Raw genomic sequence first — 19741 nt, 5'->3', positions numbered from 1 at the left:
CAGCAGCACGCGTGGTTCTGGCCGCTTCACTGATAACGATAGAAAAGCGCGCCCGGATCACTCCAGATGTTCTGGTTTGACCGGGTCGCCTGATTTCATATCCAGCTGCTCCCTCATGTCTTCGAACATCAAGTCGTAGAATTTGTGGTTTGACCCAAGGCTGCTGTGCACTTTGGGGATACCGTGCTTTTCAAGAATTTTCGTGACATTCCTGGCGAAGTTGTAGGCTTGATCCTTGGGGAGGAAGAACGTTTCCGTCATCTCCTTGCCCTGGATCGAACCGTGCAATGTGAACTGCATCCCTTTGCCTTCCTTGGGATCCTTGAACACTTCATAGTCCAGGTGCAGGTTGTAGTTGACATCGTCCTTGGTCAGCGCGTGGCGCTCGATGTGCAGATGTCCGGGGTCGAACGTTGCCATTGTCGTCTCTCCTCACAAATAGGTAATGCCAGATGCCTTGGTGCTGATACGGGTGCCCGCTGTGCCCTGAACGATAGCCTCGATGTCCGAGAGTGAACCGATTACCGCGACTTTGCCGGTATGGCGGGCGAACTCGCAGGCGGCCTGGACTTTCGGCCCCATGGACCCAGCCGCAAAGCCGAGTTTTTCCATTTCGTCGGGGTGAGCCTGAGCGATGGCTTTCTGGGTGGGTTTGCCGAAATCGATGTAGGCGGCATTGACGTCGGTGGCGATCACCAGCAGATCGCTTTCCAGCTGTTCAGCCAGCAGCGCCGAGCACAGGTCTTTGTCGATCACCGCTTCCACGCCCTGCAGTTTGCCGCTGGCGCCGTACATCGTCGGGATGCCGCCACCCCCCGCGCAAATCACAATACTGTCTTTTTCCAGCAGCCACTTGATCGGACGAATTTCAAAAATACGCTTGGGTCTTGGGCTGGCGACTACGCGACGGAACTTGTCACCGTCCGGGGCAATCGCCCAGCCTTTTTCGGCCGCGAGTTGTTCCGCCTCAGCCTTGGTGTAGACCGGGCCAATGGGTTTGGTAGGGTTCTGGAACGCCGGGTCATTGGCATCGACTTCGACTTGAGTGAGCAGGGTGGCGAAGGGCACTTCGAAGTCCAGCAGGTTACCCAGTTCCTGTTCGATGATGTAGCCGATCATGCCTTCGGTTTCGGCACCCAGCACGTCCAGCGGATACGGCGAAACCGAGGTGTAGGCTGCGGCTTGCAGCGACAACAGGCCGACCTGCGGACCATTGCCATGGGCGATGACCAGTTGATTGCCAGGATGAATCTTGGCGATCTGTTCGGTGGCGATCCGGATGTTGGCGCGCTGATTGTCCGAGGTCATGGGTTCACCACGGCGGAGCAGGGCGTTACCACCCAGAGCAACGACGATACGCATAATGCAGTCCTTCTAAACAGTGAGGCAACGGACGGCTCGGTCTCCTGTGGGAGCGTGGCTTGCTCGCGATACAGGCAAGCCACGCTCCCACAGAAAGGCAAACCGCATCAGCCGTTACAGGTCAGCAAGGGTCGACACCAGAATCGCCTTGATGGTGTGCATGCGGTTTTCCGCTTGCTCGAAGGCAATGCAGGCTGGCGACTCGAACACATCGTCGGTGACTTCAATACCGTTGCTAAGGTGCGGGTATTGTTCGGCGATCTGCTTGCCGATCTTGGTGTCGCAGTTGTGGAACGCCGGCAGACAGTGCATGAACTTGGTGCGCGGATTGCCGGTGGCTTTCATCAATTCCGCATTGACCTGGTATGGCAGCAGTTGTTTGATGCGTTCGGCCCAGGCTTCAACCGGTTCACCCATCGATACCCAGACATCGGTGTGAATGAAGTCCACGCCTTTGACGGCGGCTTTAGGGTCTTCGGTCAGGGTGATGCGAGCGCCGCTTTCCTCTGCGTATTTTTTGCAGCGAGCGACCAGATCGTCCGCCGGCCACAGGGCTTTCGGCGCGCAAATGCGCACGTCCATGCCGAGCTTGGCGCCGATCAGCAGCAGCGAGTTGCCCATGTTGTTACGGGCGTCGCCCAAATAGGCGTAACTGATCTCATGAATCGGCTTGTCGGCGTTTTCACGCATGGTCAGCACGTCGGCAATCATTTGCGTCGGGTGGTACTCATCGGTCAGACCGTTGAACACTGGCACACCGGCGAACTTGGCCAGTTCTTCGACGATTTCCTGCTTGAAGCCACGGTATTCGATGGCGTCATACATGCGACCCAATACGCGGGCGGTGTCCTTCATGCTTTCCTTGTGGCCGATTTGCGAAGAGTTCGGGTCGATGTAGGTGACATTGGCGCCTTGGTCATAGGCTGCCACTTCGAAGGCGCAACGGGTCCGGGTCGAGGTTTTTTCGAAGATCAACGCGATGTTGTTGCCTTTGAGGTGTTGCTGCTCGGTGCCGGTGTACTTGGCGCGCTTGAGGTCGCGAGACAAGTCCAGCAGATAGCGTAATTCGCGAGGCGTGTGGTGCTCCAGGCTCAGCAAATTACGGTTGTGAATATTAAAGGCCATTTTGGATCTCCTTGGATGTCGGTTATCCCAACGCCTGTGCTTTATAAGCGCAGGCGCAGGTGGGCAAATTAATAGTCGATAGGGTCGCGAATGATCGGGCACGTCATGCAGTGGCCGCCGCCTCTGCCGCGACCCAGTTCGCCGGCGCTGATGGTGATGACTTCCACGCCAGCCTTGCGCAGCAGCGTATTGGTGTAGGTGTTGCGGTCGTAACCGATCACCACACCCGGCTCCACGGCGACCACGTTGTTGCCGTCATCCCACTGCTCGCGTTCGGCGGCGAAGCTGTTGCCGCCGGTTTCGACGACGCGCAGCGCTTTGAGGTTGAGGGCTTTGGCCACGGTGTCGAGGAAGTTGGTCTCTTCGCGACGGATGTCGATGCCACCGGGTTTGCTTTCGTCAGGGCGAAGGGTGAAGGCCACGATCTGGTTCACCACTTCCGGGAAGATGGTCACTACATCGCGGTCGCAGAAACTGAACACCGTGTCCAGGTGCATCGCTGCACGGGATTTCGGCAGGCCGGCGACAATCACTTTCTCCACCGCTTTGTTCTTGAACAAATTGACTGCCAGTTGGCCGATAGCCTGACGAGACGAGCGTTCGCCCATACCGATCAAGACCACGCCGTTACCGATCGGCATGACGTCACCTCCTTCGAGGGTGGAATTGCCGTGGTCCTTGTCCGGATCGCCATACCAGATCTGGAAGTCGGCGTTGGTGAACTGCGGATGGAACTTGTAGATGGCCGTCGCCAGCAAGGTTTCCTGACGGCGCGCCGGCCAGTACATCGGGTTCAGCGTCACTCCGCCGTAGATCCAGCAAGTGGTGTCGCGGGTGAACTGGGTATTGGGCAGTGGCGGCAGAATAAAACTGGAGTGGCCAAGGAAATCGCGGAACATTTCGATGGTCTTGCCACCGAAACTGGTCGGCAGGTCATCGGCAGACACCCCGCCAATCAGAAACTCGGCGATCTTGCGTGGCTCGAGGCTGCGCAGCCAGGAACCGGTTTCGTTGATCAAACCCAACCCAACCGAGTCGGCGGTGATCTTGCGTTCCAGGATCCAGTCCAACGCTTCGGGGATGGCGACGATATCGGTCAGCAGGTTGTGCATTTCCAGCACATCGACGTTGCGCTCGCGCATTTTGGTGACAAAGTCGAAATGGTCACGCTTGGCCTGGGCGACCCACAGCACATCGTCGAACAGCAGTTCGTCACAGTTATTCGGGGTTAGCCGCTGGTGAGCCAGGCCTGGGGAGCAAACCATGACTTTACGCAGTTTGCCGGCTTCGGAATGGACGCCGTACTTAACTTTTTCGGTGGTCATTGCAGTGATCCTCCAGATGACAAAACACTTAGGCGTTACAGGGTCAGGAAGCCGTCATACAGCCCGTAGGCTGCGACCAGGGCGCCGACGACGACTGCTGCGAAAATCAACTTCTCGACGTTGGTGAAAACCGGTTTATTGACTTCAAGTTTAGCCTTGGCGAACAGAATGACGCCGGGGGCGTAGAGCAGGGCGGAGAGCAGCAGGTATTTGACGCCGCCGGCATAAATCAGCCAGATCGCATAAATCACCGCAATGGCGCCGATGAACAAGTCTTTCCTGCGTTCGGCCAGAGCGTTTTCATAGCTCTCACCGCGCATCGCCAGCAGCAGCGCATAAGCCGCAGACCACAAGTACGGCACCAGAATCATCGAGGTGGCGAGGTAGATCAGCGACAGGTAGGTACTGGCCGAGAACAGCGTGATGATCAGGAACAGTTGCACCATCGCATTGGTCAGCCACAAGGCGTTGACCGGCACCTGGTTGGCATTTTCCTTGCGCAGGAAGGCCGGCATGGTGTGGTCCTTGGCGGCGGCAAACATGATTTCCGCACACAACAACACCCACGACAGCAGCGCACCGAGCAACGAAATGATCAGGCCGACGCTGATCAGTACCGCGCCCCACTCACCGACCACGTGTTCCAGCACCGCGGCCATGGACGGGTTCTGCAGTTTGGCCAATTCCGGTTGGGTCATGATCCCCAGCGACAGTACATTGACCAGCACCAGGAACAGCAGCACGGTGATGAACCCGATCACGGTGGCTTTACCCACATCGCTGCGTTTTTCCGCACGGGCCGAGAAGATGCTCGCGCCTTCAATGCCGATGAATACCCAGACGGTAACCAGCATCATCTTGCGCACCTGGTTCATCACGCTGCCCAGGTCCGGGTTTTTGAGGCCCCAGATATCGGCGGTGAAGATATCCAGCTTGAAGGCGAAAATCGCGATCAGGACAAACAGCAGTAGCGGTACGATTTTGGCGACCGTGGTCACCAGGTTGATGAATGCGGCTTCCTTGATCCCGCGCAGCACGAGAAAGTGCACGGCCCAGAGCAGCACCGACGCGCCGATGATCGCCGCCACCGTGTTGCCTTCACCGAAGATCGGAAAGAAGTAACCAAGGGTGCTGAACAGTAAAACAAAGTAACCAACGTTACCCAGCCAGGCACTGATCCAGTAGCCCCAGGCAGACGAGAAACCCATGTAGTCGCCGAAACCCGCCTTGGCGTAGGCGTAGACACCGCCGTCCAGATCGGGCTTGCGGTTGGCCAGCGTCTGGAAAACAAAGGCCAGGGTCAGCATGCCAACGGCCGTAATTGCCCAACCGATCAGAACGGCACCGACGTCAGCACTGGCGGCCATGTTCTGCGGCAGGGAAAAGATCCCACCCCCGATCATGGAACCGACGACCAATGCAACCAGCGCGCCGAGTTTCAGTTTTCCCGGGGATTCAGACATTGCATGACTCCATTGCAGGGGAGGAGAAACAACATTGGTTTCGTTATGTTCTTTCGATTAATGCATATCTATATTTCATTGTTATTTAAAGACTTACGAAAATAAGGCTGTTCGTAATAATCTTGTTGTCGTGACTGTTTTTAAGCGGCCAGGGAGAAAATAATTGCTGACTTCACGCTAGTTGGTTTCCAGTGTTTGGCAAATTTTAATTGCTGTTTCATGGGTGCCCAATGAGGTGCTGATAATTACACTGCTGTTTTTATTGCGAAACGTTATAAAAAATCCTTTGCCTGGCGTTAATCGGTAACCCCTATTACGCTTTGTCAATTGGTTAATACCGACTATGAAAGTCCCCGCGGGTAAACGGAGGCGCAAAAAATGTCACAGCCGACGCAAAAGCTCCGCTTGAATGCGCTGATTGCCTTAGTAGTGGGGTCGATGATTGGCGGCGGGATCTTTTCCCTGCCGCAAAATATGGCCGAGAAAGCCGACGTAGGCGCGATATTGATCGGCTGGGCAATCACTGCCGTTGGCATGCTGACCCTGGCCTTCGTCTTTCAGACGCTGGCCAATCGCAAACCCGAGCTGGATTCCGGGGTGTATGCCTATGCCAAGGCCGGGTTTGGCGATTACATGGGTTTTTCTTCCGCCTGGGGTTACTGGATCAGCGCCTGGCTAGGCAACGTCGGTTACTTCGTGCTGCTGTTCAGCACCCTGGGTTATTTTTTTCCGGTTTTTGGCCAAGGCAACACGCCGATCGCCATCGGCTGCGCCTCGATCCTTCTGTGGTCGGTGCATTTTTTGGTGATGCGCGGAATCAAAGAGGCCGCCTTCATCAATCAACTGACCACCGTCGCCAAGATCGTCCCGTTGATCATGTTTATCGTGATCGCTGCCGTGGCCTTCAAGGCTGACATCTTTACCCGGGATATCTGGGGCCGCAGCAATCCGGATTTTGGCGGTGTGATGGATCAGGTGCGCAACATGATGCTGGTGACCGTCTTCGTCTTTATCGGCATCGAAGGCGCCAGTGTGTATTCGGCCCGGGCGGAAAAGCGTTCGGATGTAGGTCGAGCGACGGTCATCGGTTTCCTCGGGGTGTTGGCGCTGCTGGTATTGGTTAACGTGCTGTCCCTCGGCGTCATGAGCCAGCCCGAATTGGCCAAACTGCAGAATCCGTCACTGGCGACGGTGATGGAGCATATCGTCGGTCATTGGGGGGCGCTGTTGATCAGCATTGGTTTGGCGATTTCGCTGTTGGGGGCGTTGCTGTCATGGGCGCTGCTCTGTGCTGAAATCCTCTTTGCCACGGCCAAGGACAAGACCATGCCGGCCTTCCTGAAAAAGGAAAACGCCAACCATGTACCGGTCAACGCCTTGTGGCTGACCAATGTGATGATCCAGATTTTCCTGCTGATAACACTGTTCTCTGCCGGCACCTATACCAGTCTGATCTACCTCGCGTCATCGATGATTCTGGTGCCCTACCTGTGGTCGGCGGCCTATGCGGTGCTGTTGAGCGGGCGCGGCGAAACCTACGAACACGCATCGGCCGAGCGCACCAAAGACTTGATGATTGGCGGGATCGCACTGTGTTACGCGGTGTGGCTGTTGTATGCCGGCGGGGTGAAGTATTTGCTGCTCTCGGCGTTGTTGTATGCGCCCGGAGTGATTTTATTTGCCAAGGCAAAACATGAGCAGGGCGAGCCTTTGTTTTCGCCTGTCGAGAAAGGGATTTTTGCCTGCGTTATCGCCGGGGCCGGGTTGGCAGCGTATGGGTTGTACAGTGGATTGCTGTCGTTGTGAGGTGCTCAAGAACGAAAAAGCCCGGCGCCAGGCCGGGCTCTTTATACACGTGGCCAAATCCCTTTGGCTGCCTGCAGTGTGCTTGGTCGGTGTGACGAAGGCATGACAGGTGCAAAGCCCGGGGTGGGGCAGACTCTTGAACGATCGGCATGCAGCTAGCCTGCCATTGCAATTCTCAGCGCCACCGCAGCCTCAAGCAGCTTATTCGCCTGATTCGAGACGGCCGTCGCCAAGGCATCGTTTCCATCCTCTTTCAGCATTGCCGCCAAATCGAGCAGTTTTCCAATCTCGATCTCAACCACACGAACGGATTCGGTTATCTGGTATTGAAATGAGTGCGCCATGCCATCAACCCTCGTTCCAGATCCAAGACGGTATTCAATGAAGAACCCTGCGACTTTCACCAATCCTGATCCGGTCCAGCGCCCGGTTTAACGCATCCAAGGCATCGAGGAGGGCTTTAGCCTCGCTCTCTCGACCATCTCCCCACAGGCGTTCAGCCATTTTGTTCAGGGCTTGGATGGATTTCTCGATATCTGCAGCACTTGCAGCAGTGTCAACTGGCCGCTTCTTTGGCATTGTCAGTGAGCGTCCTTTTAGCGAGAAGTCCAGACCCAGTAGGGTGCGGAGCTGATTCAGTTCGCACCGTGAACGCCGTCGCTGCCCTGCCGGGTCAATGAACTGCCGAAGACCTGGGAACCGGGACGTGATCAAATCTGGAAATTTCTTTGATCCAGAAGCGACGGTATTTGGTTTGGTCTGGTGACAACGGTTTGTGATTTGACCAGGGATGCTCAGCTTTCAAGCTGGCTCGGTAAACCTCCCACTCTTTCTCCTCGGCCACTTCCTTGGCCCTTTTCTCGTCATCGAACCAACCCAGTACGTAAACTTCGCCCTGATCCATACCATGCTCGATCAGTAGATAGATATCTTTCATAAGCCTGAACTCGCTACTACACGTTCTAAAATCCCATGATGCTGGGGCATTGTTTTGACTATCGGCAGGCACTTTCGATTATTTAGTTTTATCGATGAGTGGTGCGAAATCGATCCTGAGTCCGAATCGCTTGACCGATTGCTCGATCAGCCTCCGTCTCGGTCAAGGGGGGTGATGAGCTCCCGCCCCTGATTCCGTACGTTGCCGACAGCATTGTCAACCTTGAACCACTCGAAGGCCTCGGCAGGTTCTCCCTCAAGAAGGACCATTTGCTCGGCGCGCTCTTTCGGCAGGGCCGGGTCCAGCCATTCTCGGGCCAGCTCCGGGCTCAATGTCACCGGGCGTCGGTCGTGGATATCGACCATGCCTCCGGCGCTGTCGGCGGTGATGATCACGAAGCCGTCCTGCTCACCCGGTTCACGCTCAGCGATGGGGTACTGACCGATCGCGGCACAGAGGATCGGTGTCCGGTCACGGTGGCGAATGAGGTAAGGCTGTTTCTTTGGCCCGCCTTCATAAACCCACTCAAACCAGTTGTCGATCGCAATGATCGCCCGATGAGGCCAGATCGCTTTGAAGAACGGTCCGTGGGCAACTTTCTCAACCCGGGCATTGATCGGCGCGACGCGGTCTTTGGCCCAGTGCGGGCGCCAGCCCCAGCGAACCATGTCAGCGCGCAGAAACTGACCTTCTTGGTGAATGAGGGCAAGCTGAGTGGTCGGAGCGGCGTTGTAGCGCTCGAAAGGCTGGTCGCCGGCATAGTTGATCAGTGCATGGGGGATACTGAGCGCCGCGACGAAGTCGTGAATTCCCCGGTACTGTGAAAGGCGTCCGCACATGATTGAACCCTCCTGCTGTTCATTCAGGGTAGACCAGCGGGTGAAGGCGTCGTTACAAAACCTCTTCCAGCGCATGTCTGGCAATCTTCATGGCGGCGGGGCAGGCGTAGAACCTGGCCAAATCGAGACGCGGCTATCGCGGCGCGGACGAGGCGACGAGCTGTCGCTCCAGGTCACTCCGGGGTCATCAGCACTGCCAGTGTCAGCTTGATGAACTCCTCGTTCTTGTCGATGGTGTCCAATTCGGCGCGCACGTTGTCTGCAATGTCAGCCGAGCCGCGCGCCTCGACCCAGTTGGAAATTTCCAGGATGGCGGCCTCCAGGGCGAGTTGGTTTTCGTTGATCTTGTACAACAAGGAGGGGAGCAGGTCTGAATGTGGCATCGCGATTCCTCGGTTTTAAGGACAGCGTAGCCCCATTTGATGCCAACAGGCTCAGCGCATGTGCACGTAGGTTCCCGGCGCAGCCTCGGCAGCTGCATAGGCTCGGTTGCCCAGTCTACGCGGAGCTTTTTTGTGATCACCCGAGCGTGTCTGCAGCCATTCCAGCCAGTGGGGCCACCAGGAGCCGGCCTGTTGACTGGCGGCGTCCATCCATTCCTGAGCCTCGTCCGGCAGATGACTGCCGGTCATGAAGCGTGCCTTGGGGTTGCCCGGCGGGTTGAGGATGCTCTGGATATGCCCGCTGTTGGACACCACGAACTCGCCCTGGCCGCCAAACAGATGCATGGAGCGGTAGCAGGCGTCCCACGGGGTGATGTGGTCGCTCAGGCCGGCGATGCAGTAGAAGTCACTGGTGACCTGGCCGAGGTCTATCGATGTGCCGCAAACTTCCAGCGCACCGGCGCGGGCGAACGGATTGCTCTGGTACATATCGATGAATTCGCCGTGCAGCGTGGCGGGCAGGTTGGTGGTGTCGTTGTTCCAGTAGAGGACATCGAAGGCCGGCGGCTCGTTGCCGAGCAGGTAGTTGTTGATCCAGTAACTCCAGATGAGGTCATTAGGGCGCATCCAGGCGAAGACCTTGGCCAGCTCGCGGCCCTCCAGCACGCCCGCTTTCCAGGAACGACGCTTGGCTGCCTCGAGGGTCTTTTCGTCGGCGAACAGCCCGAGCTGGGTGTCGGGTTGTATGTCCAGCATACTGACACCCAGGGTAAAGGCATTGATCTTGTTCTCGTCCAGGGCGGCGTAGTGACCCAGCAGCGAGGACAGGGTGCAGCCCCCGGAACAGGCACCGAAGGTGTTCAGGTCGGCGCTGCCGGTTATCGCAAGCACCGCGTCGATTGCTTCCTTCAAAGCTTCCACGTAGCTGGACAAACCCCATTCACGCTGTGCCTTGCCCGGATTGCGCCAACTGATCGCGAAGGTCTGGATACCGCTGTCGAGGAGAAAACGGATCAGGCTCTTCTCCGGCGTCAGGTCAAACAGGTAGAACTTGTTGATTTGCGGCGGTACCACCAACAACGGACGCACTTGCACCTGCGCGGTACGGGGCTTGTACTGGATCAACTCCAGCACGTCATTGCGAAACACCACTGCACCTTCAGTGATGCCCAGATTGTGGCCCACCTCGAACGCCGTCTTGTCCACCTGGCTGGGCATGCCGCCGTTTTTGATCAGATCCCGGGTCAGCTGCGAGAAACCATCGAGGATGCTCTTTCCACCGGTTTCAAAGAAACGTTTGAGCGCTACCGGGTTGGCCAGGGTGTTGGTCGGCGCCATGGCATCGGTCAGCAGGCCGATGACAAACTGACCACGCTGAGCGTCCTGTTCGCTGAGGTTGCTGGTGCTGATCCAGTCGTTCATCTCCTGGCACCAGGCCAGATAAGTCTTCAGGTAGCGACGGTAGAGCGGGTTGCGCTGCCAGGCCAATTCGTCGAAGCGCTTGTCGCCCGCCGCCGGCTTGAGCGGCGAGCGGTTGAGCAAGACATTTTTCAGCTCGATACCGAATGCAGCCATGTGCCGCGCGCTATGCACCGGCTGCTTCAACACCTGTCGAAGGACCATGCGGGCGGTGCCGAGCAGGTCGCGCGCGCGAGGACTGACCGCCGGATTCAGGTTCAACGTGTGCGTTGCAGCTAGCTGGGACAAATCTTTATTTTTCTTGTTCATTGCGCCACTCCGGTAAGGCCCAAAAGACGGGCACTTTGCGGTTATAGGGCTACGAGCAAGTCGTGCATTGGGAAAATGCAGGGCTTGCCACGCAGATCTTGAGGAGCAGCTTATAGACGGGGGAGCGGTGGACATTACATTTGGCGACAACGCCTTTTCACTTCATGACAATCCCGTGACCTTTGATCCGCGATTGTGCGGCGAATATGACGCTTATCGCCCGGACGTGATGTTAGAACCAGCCCTCCCGGAATTCACAAGTTCGATGCGGGCAAGATGAGGGCTTAGTTAACCATCACCTCGTCCAGTGCCTGCTCAAGGGTGCTGACCGTGCGCTCGATGTTGTGCAGCTTTTCGAGTCCGAACAGACCGATGCGGAAGGTCTGGAAGTCGGCCGGCTCGTCGCATTGCAACGGCACTCCGGCGGCGATCTGTAGGCCGTGGTTGGCAAATTTCTTACCGTTCTTGATGTCGGCATCATCGGTGTAGCTCACCACTACGCCAGGAGCCTGAAAGCCGGCTGCGGCCACGCTTTTGATGCCTTTGCCGGCCAACATTGCGCGCACCCGATCGCCCAGAGCCTGTTGGTCGCCGCGGACCTTGTCGAAACCGTAGGCTTGCGTCTCTTTCATCACGTCATTAAATCGCGCGAGGGAATCGCTGGGCATGGTCGCATGGTAGGCATGTCCGCCCTGTTCGTAGGCCTGCATGATCTGTAACCATTTTTTCAGGTCGCAGGCGAAACTGCTGCTTTGCGTCTGTTCGATGCGCTCGAGGGCCAAAGAACTGAGCATCACCAGGGCGCAGCAAGGGGAGGCGCTCCAGCCTTTCTGCGGTGCGCTGATCAGCAGGTCGACTGCGCATTTCTGCATATCGACCCAAAGCGTGCCTGAGGCGATGCAGTCCAGCACGAACAGGCCACCCACCGCATGCACGGCATCGCCGACGGCCCGCAGGTACTCGTCGGGCAGGAGAATCCCTGACGAGGTTTCAACGTGGGGGGCGAAGACAATCTGCGGCTTCTGCGCCTGAATGGCTGCCAGCACTTCGTCCAGAGGGGGTGGGGCGTAGGCAGCCTGACGACCCGTGTCGACCGGTCGGGCTTTCAGCACCGTGGTGGCCGCCGGGATGTTGCCCATCTCAAGGATCTGGCTCCAGCGATAACTGAACCAGCCGTTGCGTATCACCAGGCATTGCTGGGCGGTGGCAAACTGTCGCGCCACCGCTTCCATGCCGAATGTGCCGCTACCCGGCACCACCGCAACAGCCTGGGCGTTGTAGACCTGTTTCAGGGTTTTGGAAATGTTCTTCATCACGTCTTGAAATGACTGTGACATGTGGTTGAGCGAGCGGTCGGTGTAGACCACTGAATACTCGACCAGCCCCTCGGGATCGACACTGGGATATAGCTTTGACATGGGGTGACTCCTTTGACAGAGATCTCAGTGGTATCGACCCTGCCCTAAGCCTTGGCAAATGACAAGATTGCTCGGGATTGAATGGCGACTTCTTTCGAGCGACTGGCCTCATCAGGTCGATTACTGGACGTAGCAATGCTCGCAGGTGGCTGGTCACTTTTTCAAAAGACAGGAACGAAAAAGCCCTGAATAATCAGGGCTTTTTCGTATAAATATGGCGGAGGCGATGTCCGCTAATTTGACGTATTTCGAGTTCTATTGATGTCTGGCAGCTTGTCCGAGAATCTTGAAGTCCCGTTCTGTTCGGGGTGACAGCATGACCTTTACCTCTGAAAAGATCCGGTTAATTGCGAAGTAATCGCGCTGTCGCACTGACAAAAATCAGCAAAACACTCACGCAGCCCAGAGCAAATGACAAGGTACTTAGATGGGCGACCGCCCCGATAAATACGGGTCCTATCAGAATCCCCGTGTAGCCCATCGAGATGACAGCGGGGATAGCTACCGCCTGTGGCATACGTTGCTGGCGGCCTACAGCAGTAAAGAGCACAGGGACAATGTTTGAGCATCCAGCACCGACCAGAGCGTAGCCAATCAAGGATGCGGCCCAGCCATCGATTCCAAGTGACACGATCATGCCTGCGGCTGCGCAGAGTCCGCCAAGTGCAACGACGCGCACGCCTCCTAGTTTGATGACGATGGCATCTCCTGTCAGGCGACCCACCGTCATCGCAGCGGCGAAGGATGCGTAGCCCAAGCCGGCGATGCTCGGCTCTAACCCTCGGTTCGAGACAAGGAAAACCGCGCTCCAGTCGAGGATTGCGCCTTCGGTGAGGAAGACGATGAAACAGAGCGCCCCTAAAAACAGCACGATACCCCTGGGCACCGCGAACATGGGTCCACCCCGTTCAGTGCCGTAAGTCAGCAAAGCCGGCGCAGCCTTGTAAAGCGATCCCAGAACGGCGGCAACGATACAAAGCGCCGCAATCAATGGATCCAGCCCGAAGGTCAATAAAGCAGTCATCGCCCCGGCGCCCACTATGCCACCGACGCTGTACAGTCCATGGAAGCCGGACTGAAGTGCCTGGCCGCTGTTTTTTTCGACAATGACGGACTGAATGTTCATGGCGCAATCCAGCATGCCCATGCTGGCGCCGAAGAGAATGACCGCGATCACCAGGCCCGGCAGCCACGCCACGGTGCTCAATAGCGGAAGAAGGGCACACAAGACAATCGTCGCCCAGATTACGACCGGTCGGCATCCATAGTGTGCAGTGAGATAACCAGCGAAGGGCATGGCCACGATAGATCCACCGCCCAGGCCAAGCAGCAACAACCCCAGGCCGCCATCGTCCAGGCCAGCGCGGGCTTTAACCAATGGGACCAGAGGCGCCCATGCGGACATGAGTAAACCCGCGATAAGGAAGGCGATGCGTGTAGACATCCGCTCGCTGTGGTTAGCCGTGGGTACCAACACGGGCGATGGAGCATTCATAGTTCTCGGTAATCCTTATCGATGATGCTAGCCATCGTTTGTTGGGCTTAGACAGTACGGGTTTCTTGTGTGTGTTTGGCGGGCCGAGGTTTCGGAAAACCTAGCGCCTGCGCTCATACGTTGCTCTATAACTACTTGGCGCTACGCCAAAGAAGTCACGAAAGCGCAAATGGAAATTGGCGAAACTACAGAAACCGGTCGCTATCGCGATATCGGTGATGGGCCGATTGCTCTGCAGAATAAGCTGCCGCGCTCGAGTCAAGCGCAGCTCAAGGTAGTAGCGTGTGGGCGTGGCCCCCACGAAACGGCAGAAGCGACGCTCTAATTGTCGTCGGGAAATGTTCACACACTCAGCGACTTCGTCGATGGATAACGGCTCTTCAATGTTCTTTTGCATCAGTTCTAAAGCAAGCTTCAGGGTTTGAGGCAAGGTAGGGTCAGAGTCAACGATGACCGTCGATATCCCAGACACTTCAGCGGTCTGATCACAACTGAGTATTTCCTCGACAGCATGGGTCAGCGAGACGCTTTGTTTAGTAGTGATGAGCTCGAGCATCATGCGTAACGAGCTGCTGGCGCCAGCGCACGTGATACGGTTTTTGTCAATTACGTGAGTTCGACAAGAGACCAGGACTTTGGGGAAAACATCCTCCATCATCGCTCGTCCATCGGGATGGAAGGCGCACTCGACACCGTCCATTAGCTGAGCTTCCGCCAGGAAAAATGCACCGTTCCACAAACCGCCCATCGTCGCGCCAAGAGAGGCGACGTTACGCAGCTTGCGTCGTAATAGTGGATCGCTGACCAGCTTCACTCGTAAACCACCGGCGACAATGAGAACGTCGATACGATCCGGTAGTTGTGACAGCTCCAGGTCTGCTGAAATCGCAATGCCCAAATCGCTCATTACCAGACGGTTTTTGATGCCGACAGTCAACATCTCAAATGCCGGTGTCTCGCTAATCAGGTTGGCGGTCACCAGCGCATCGATAGCGCCGGTGAACGACATCATCGAGAAGTTGCTCAAAAGCACGAAAGCTACACGAGTCACCGCCTGCGGCTTTATTGGTTTCTCTGCCGTATAGGAGTACCCCATGTTCTTGTCTTTGAGCACGCTCTCGAATACGAATGGCATAAATCCTCTTTGACACCTGAACGAATAGCTAAGAAACCGTTGCGGATCTACGCAGCGGTTTTTGGAGCAGACAGCAACAAATCAAAGAATGATTGGCAGTCATCGCTATCGGGCAATGTTTCAACACTGTTTTTGATGGCATTGCTGAGTGTGGTTCCCAAACTGTCATCAGCCAGTAAATGGTATTTAGCGGTGAGTTCGTCACTCGACATAGGGTTGCCGGGGTCGCCCTTGGCCGTCGCGGTTGGGCTCGTAAGACGTGTGCCGTCTTTCAGGGTAACCGTGACGCGGGACAGAATTTCCTCCGGGAACCTGGTCGACAGGTCAGGCGCCTCATGAAGGGTGATTTTCTCGCTGATGCTCAAGATGTCTGGTGCATGAATGGAATCACCGGTGACCTCTTTTGGCCCCAGCTTCCCGCGAACGATCAAGGCCGCCAGCGGGAACGCCAGCGCATACTGGGCTTCGTCCGCGTTCTTCGGAAAATGCCCCTGCAAGCACACAGACTCATGGAATGTTTCGACATCTATGGTCTCTATCAACTCTGCAGTGATGACCGGATGTGCTCGCATCAAATCGGTCATGGCGGTGAGTGCCGGTTGCGCCCAGCGACATACCGGCCAAGGCTTGAAATATTGCTTGTCGATCTCCCAACGGGTTCCAATGTCCTGCCAGAAAGTGGAAATCTCCAACGGTTCAACGGTGGCGGCTGGGGCGCCAGTGACACCGAGCTGCGCCATCAGTAGTGCGTTCAGTCCGGCATACGCCCCGGCGCCGTGGGCATCACGCAACATTGTCGGAAAGCTCACCAGGCGCATCATCGGGCATCTCGGGCCGAAGTATTCTGCGATACCCAGCGCATGACGGAATGTCGCTTCATCAAGCTTCAGCAGGCGGGCACCGGCGCAAACGACCCCGATTCCGGAAAAGGCGCCTGAGGCATGATATTCAGGAGCGGTGGCCATCAATGCCTGGCCCGCACGCAGGGCGGTCTCGTAACCGATGCACAGTGCGCTGAGGAACTCCTCGCCGCTGATCTCTTTGCCCTGGCTGCGATACGCGTCAACCAATGCAACAAGGGCCGGGACAACGGTTGCACCCGCATGTCCCTTGGAGGTGAAGTGACCTTCATGTGCATCCAGGCTATCAACGCAGAAACCGCCTGCATACGCAGCGCCCAATGGATGCACGGCTCTGCCGTCGAACCAAAGGCGGCTGGACAGCTTGTTGGCAGAGTAGTGGGTGTCAGCGTAGGTTTTGAGCATCACGCTGGTTTGATTGTCGCGAGCACCGGCGGCCACACCAATGATGTCGAGCAGGCAAGTTTTAACCAACTCGCGTGTATGCAGGGGCGCGTCCTTGTAACTGAAATTCTGGACGAATGAATACAACTGCATTTCATGATTCCTGAATGATGAACGCCGAAACGGATAAAAAGTTGCCCGGGGAAGGGCAACCTTTTATGCAGATTTAAATGACGGGATTAATTTTTTGCGGTGGCGGTATTAGCCGCGGCTCGTGCGTCTACCAGCCAGCTGTTGTATTTCGCGTGATGGGCCGCGATCCATTCTTTGGCGTGACGAGTAATGTCAGCTGCACTTTTTTCACCATTGTGCATTTTGAGATTTTGCGCGCTTTCATCGTCAGTAGAGATCTGCATTTCAGACAGGAACTTCACGGCAGCCGGATTTTTCTCGGCGAACTCTTTGTTGATGACGGCTCTGACACTGTCGACCGCGAAACCAAGGTTTTTACCGTTGAAGGTAGTGTTGACATCGTTTTTACCACCTGGAAGATCCGTACGTGGCACGGTTAACCAAACAACATCTTTACCTTCGATCAGAACACCGGAGATCCACTGAGGTACCCAGGTGTAATAGAGAATCGGCTTGCCTTCTTTGTAACGAGCAATGGTGTCGGCCATCAGGGCAAAATAGGAGCCCTGGTTATTTGTGACAGTCTTATCCAGGCCATAGGCTTTCATATGGTGGGCAATGATCAGCTCACAGCCCCAGCCGGGGTTGCAACCAGTCAGGTCCGCTTTACCGTCACCGTTACTATCGAACAGCTTGGCAATCTCTGGCTTTTTCAAATCATCAAGAGAGGTGATGTGATACTGGTCAGCCGTTTTCTTATCGATCATGTAGCCCTGTAGTACGCCCGGCATAATATTGCCGGTTTTCACCATCGCTTCATCACCGCCGGCCTTAGCGTAGAACGATTTGTGCAGTTCCTCCCACAGATGAACCGAGAAATCAGCGTCACCATTGGCAATCGCAATCATCATGGTGGAGTATTCGGTTTCCTTAGGCGTCTGAACGTCGTAGCCCAATTCCTTGAGCCCCGCCATTGCGATCTCTCCGCGAAATCGCTCTTCGGCAATTGACGGGAAAATCGGGGTGATTGATATACCTTTTCCGGGCTCCTGCGCCGTGGCGGCTGATGCGAAAACAGGGGAGACCGCTAGTACTAAAAGCGCCACAGAGTGAATGAATTTCTGTTTTATTCCGAAGGTTGTGAAGTTCATTATCGTTTGCCTTGGCTGGATTAAAGAAGTTGGCATTTCTTTTGGTTCACGACGCGCCGCTTAGCGGAGTTAGCTTTCTTTAGGACTGACTTCTATTTTCATGACAGTGTTTTTTCTTTTCAGGCGATAAATGACGCCCGCCGGTCCTGTCTGGTACCAGTGTTCACCTTTGGTTGCCCTGTTACTGCGTTCGCCCATTGCCTGGGTCAGTCGGTCGAGGAAAATCGCCAGCAATACCAGACCCAATCCACCGACGGTTGCCAAGCCCATATCGAGGCGGCCAATCCCTCGAAGTACCATCATCCCCAGTCCACCAACCGATATCATTGAAGCGATCACCACCATGGACAGTGACAACATCAATGCCTGATTCAGACCCGCCATGATCGTCGGTGCAGCTAAGGGAAGTTGAACCCGCCTCAGCATCTGGCGTGGGGTGCATCCGAAAGCCCGTGCAGCTTCAACCTTGTCTTCCGGTACCTGGCGAATGCCCAAATTGGTGAGCCTGACCAGTGGTGCGACCGAAAAGATGATCGTGACCAGTACTCCCGGTACGTTACCGATGCCAAACAGCATCACCACGGGCACCAGATAAACAAATGCAGGCAGTGTTTGCATTGCATCGAGTACCGGGCGCAGAAGCATCTCTAGTCGGTCACTTCGGGCACACAGGACGCCCAGCGGAATGCCAATAACTGCACAGAAAAACAGTGAAGTGAGCACCAGGGCGAGGGTGATCATGGCGTCATTCCATACGCCGATCACTCCTAAGAGAGTGAGGGTGACGAAACAAAGTATGCCTATCTTTTTCCCTCCTATCTGCCAGCCGAAGAGCGTTGCAATAATAATGAATATTGACGGAGGAATAGCCAACAATCCGAACTGAATACCATTAAGTACTTGGTCGATTGGCCATCTTATCGATCGGAAAACCTCGCGGAAATTATGAACCAGAAAGTTCAGGGCAACTTCTACCCATTGGCCCAAAGGGACGTTGATGGATTGAAAGGGGTCTAGGAAATTGAATTCGTTCATGTCATCACCTGAATGTCCGAGCCTGGCAAGCCAGCAAATAGAGCCTGTTAGTGTCGGCTCATTGTTTGAAGCAGTAGGCTCTTGGAGATCGTGCCTTTGAACACACCCTGGCGATCGAGCACGGCAACTGGATTAACGGCATCAGCAACGATGTGAAAGACGTCCTGCAGAAGTACATCGTCGCGAAGCGTAGGAGTGGAGTGATCCATGGCGTACGGATGCTCTGCGCAAATTTTGGCGACATCACCCGCCTTGAGGATCTTCGAGGCATCAAAGCCTTTGAAGAAAGCTCTGACGTAATCGTTCGCTGGGTTGCAAAGCAGCTCTTGCGGGGTACCGATCTGAACGACCTGACCACCCTCCATGATCGCGATGCGATGGCCGATGCGAATAGCCTCGTCAATGTCATGGGAGATGAAGATGATGGTGCGATGCTGTTCTGCCTGCAGACGGATCAGTTCGCCCTGCATTTCGTGGCGAATCAGTGGGTCGAGTGCCGAGAAGGCTTCATCCATCAGCAGGATGGCGGGATCGTTGGCCAGCGCTCGGGCTAGACCTACCCGCTGCTGCATGCCGCCGGACAGTTGATGCGGATAGCTGTAGGCGTGGCCATCGAGCCCCACCTGTTTGAGTGCCTCGAGTGCACGTTTATGCCGTTCACTTTCCTCGACACCCGAGATTTCCAGGCCGAAAGCGACGTTGTCGATCACACTCATGTGGGGCATCAGGGCGAATGACTGAAACACCATGCTCATGTCTTTGCGACGAACGCTGAGGAGATCAGCATCTGACAGACCGGTGATTTCCTGGCCGTTGAGATGGATGGTGCCCGAGGTCGGTTCGATCAGTCGGTTGAACAGCCGAACCATCGTCGACTTTCCAGAGCCGGAAAGTCCCATGATGACGAAAATCTCACCGCGTTTTACGGAGAAACTGGCATCAAAAACGCCAACGACTTGACCGGTTTTGCTGAAAATTTCATTCTTGTCAGCACCGCGAGCCAGCATCTCCATCGCGAGCTTTGGCTGAGTACCAAAGACTTTGTAAATGTTTTTTACCGAGAGTATCTCGTCACCAAGACTCATAACCCCTCCTGCTGCAATTACGACGTAAGATCAAGAATTTAGGTGTACGTGTCTTGATCAGTTAAGACGGTGCTTGTG

At 55.8% G+C, this 19741-nt stretch carries 19 protein-coding genes; 1 reads left to right on the top strand and 18 read right to left on the bottom strand.

Annotated features, from left to right (window positions below; genetic code table 11):
• Positions 1 to 57: 57 nt before the first annotated feature.
• The 5 genes from AC3WP4_RS01275 to arcD (AC3WP4_RS01255) all read right to left on the bottom strand — a co-directional run bounded on the left by AC3WP4_RS01275 (position 58) and on the right by arcD (AC3WP4_RS01255) (position 5275).
• Entirely contained in the window at positions 58 to 420 is a 363-nt protein-coding gene (locus AC3WP4_RS01275) for a DUF5064 family protein (protein WP_074877724.1), read from the bottom strand.
• A gap of 12 nt (positions 421 to 432) precedes the next feature.
• Positions 433 to 1362 carry a carbamate kinase gene (gene arcC / locus AC3WP4_RS01270; RefSeq protein WP_102614251.1) on the bottom strand — a complete coding sequence of 310 codons (930 nt, stop codon included), beginning with the start codon at positions 1360 to 1362 and terminating at the stop codon, positions 433 to 435.
• Positions 1363 to 1476: 114 nt separating this feature from the next.
• Positions 1477 to 2487, bottom strand: coding sequence for an ornithine carbamoyltransferase (locus tag AC3WP4_RS01265; protein ID WP_074877720.1), 1011 nt, complete (start codon positions 2485 to 2487; stop codon positions 1477 to 1479).
• A gap of 68 nt (positions 2488 to 2555) precedes the next feature.
• Entirely contained in the window at positions 2556 to 3812 is a 1257-nt protein-coding gene (arcA, locus tag AC3WP4_RS01260) for an arginine deiminase (RefSeq protein ID WP_102614252.1), read from the bottom strand.
• Between the two features lie 35 nt (positions 3813 to 3847).
• Complete coding sequence (gene arcD / locus AC3WP4_RS01255) at positions 3848 to 5275, bottom strand: arginine-ornithine antiporter (protein WP_102614253.1); 1428 nt, start codon at positions 5273 to 5275, stop codon at positions 3848 to 3850.
• Positions 5276 to 5653: 378 nt separating this feature from the next.
• Between arcD (AC3WP4_RS01255) and arcD (AC3WP4_RS01250) the strand changes: the two genes are divergently transcribed.
• Positions 5654 to 7081: an arginine-ornithine antiporter gene (gene arcD, locus AC3WP4_RS01250; RefSeq protein WP_102614254.1), complete on the top strand. Its 1428-nt coding sequence runs from the start codon at positions 5654 to 5656 to the stop codon at positions 7079 to 7081.
• A 155-nt stretch (positions 7082 to 7236) separates the two neighbouring features.
• On the opposite strand, the gene AC3WP4_RS01245 is transcribed toward arcD (AC3WP4_RS01250), so the two are convergent.
• The 13 genes from AC3WP4_RS01245 to AC3WP4_RS01185 all read right to left on the bottom strand — a co-directional run bounded on the left by AC3WP4_RS01245 (position 7237) and on the right by AC3WP4_RS01185 (position 19663).
• Positions 7237 to 7485, bottom strand: a complete 249-nt coding sequence (locus tag AC3WP4_RS01245; protein ID WP_256581126.1) for a hypothetical protein — start codon at positions 7483 to 7485, stop codon at positions 7237 to 7239.
• The gene (locus AC3WP4_RS01240; RefSeq protein ID WP_076030655.1) at positions 7460 to 7660 is read right to left on the bottom strand and encodes a hypothetical protein; all 201 of its coding nucleotides are present in this window, start codon (positions 7658 to 7660) and stop codon (positions 7460 to 7462) included. The genes AC3WP4_RS01245 and AC3WP4_RS01240 overlap by 26 nt, the downstream gene beginning before the upstream one ends.
• A 94-nt stretch (positions 7661 to 7754) precedes the next feature.
• Positions 7755 to 8018 (bottom strand): hypothetical protein, encoded by a 264-nt coding sequence (locus tag AC3WP4_RS01235; protein WP_074877703.1) that lies wholly within the window; start codon positions 8016 to 8018, stop codon positions 7755 to 7757.
• Between the two features lie 146 nt (positions 8019 to 8164).
• A complete protein-coding gene (locus AC3WP4_RS01230; protein ID WP_102614255.1) occupies positions 8165 to 8857 on the bottom strand; it encodes an SOS response-associated peptidase family protein in 693 nt (230 codons plus the stop codon).
• A gap of 173 nt (positions 8858 to 9030) precedes the next feature.
• Positions 9031 to 9240, bottom strand: coding sequence for a hypothetical protein (locus AC3WP4_RS01225; protein WP_074877699.1), 210 nt, complete (start codon positions 9238 to 9240; stop codon positions 9031 to 9033).
• 51 nt (positions 9241 to 9291) lie between these two features.
• Positions 9292 to 10968: a class II poly(R)-hydroxyalkanoic acid synthase gene (gene phaC / locus AC3WP4_RS01220; RefSeq protein ID WP_102614256.1), complete on the bottom strand. Its 1677-nt coding sequence runs from the start codon at positions 10966 to 10968 to the stop codon at positions 9292 to 9294.
• Positions 10969 to 11252: 284 nt separating this feature from the next.
• Positions 11253 to 12386: an aminotransferase class V-fold PLP-dependent enzyme gene (locus tag AC3WP4_RS01215; RefSeq protein ID WP_102614257.1), complete on the bottom strand. Its 1134-nt coding sequence runs from the start codon at positions 12384 to 12386 to the stop codon at positions 11253 to 11255.
• Positions 12387 to 12729: 343 nt separating this feature from the next.
• Complete coding sequence (locus tag AC3WP4_RS01210; protein ID WP_102614258.1) at positions 12730 to 13881, bottom strand: MFS transporter; 1152 nt, start codon at positions 13879 to 13881, stop codon at positions 12730 to 12732.
• Positions 13882 to 13981: 100 nt separating this feature from the next.
• On the bottom strand, positions 13982 to 15016 hold the full coding sequence (locus AC3WP4_RS01205; RefSeq protein ID WP_102614259.1) for a GlxA family transcriptional regulator: 1035 nt from the start codon (positions 15014 to 15016) through the stop codon (positions 13982 to 13984).
• Positions 15017 to 15063: 47 nt separating this feature from the next.
• Complete coding sequence (locus AC3WP4_RS01200; protein ID WP_102614260.1) at positions 15064 to 16413, bottom strand: MmgE/PrpD family protein; 1350 nt, start codon at positions 16411 to 16413, stop codon at positions 15064 to 15066.
• An 86-nt stretch (positions 16414 to 16499) separates the two neighbouring features.
• Positions 16500 to 17543 (bottom strand): glycine betaine/L-proline ABC transporter substrate-binding protein ProX, encoded by a 1044-nt coding sequence (gene proX / locus AC3WP4_RS01195; protein WP_173860436.1) that lies wholly within the window; start codon positions 17541 to 17543, stop codon positions 16500 to 16502.
• A 69-nt stretch (positions 17544 to 17612) separates the two neighbouring features.
• Positions 17613 to 18617: a glycine betaine/L-proline ABC transporter permease ProW gene (proW, locus tag AC3WP4_RS01190; RefSeq protein WP_223527127.1), complete on the bottom strand. Its 1005-nt coding sequence runs from the start codon at positions 18615 to 18617 to the stop codon at positions 17613 to 17615.
• Between the two features lie 8 nt (positions 18618 to 18625).
• Complete coding sequence (locus tag AC3WP4_RS01185; protein ID WP_095631884.1) at positions 18626 to 19663, bottom strand: quaternary amine ABC transporter ATP-binding protein; 1038 nt, start codon at positions 19661 to 19663, stop codon at positions 18626 to 18628.
• Between the last annotated feature and the right edge of the window lie 78 nt (positions 19664 to 19741).

The sequence above is a fragment of the Pseudomonas sp. FW305-20 genome, assembly GCF_058788075.1.
The sequence above is the reverse complement of the archived record's forward strand: the minus strand, read 5'-3'. Positions and strand labels throughout refer to the sequence as shown.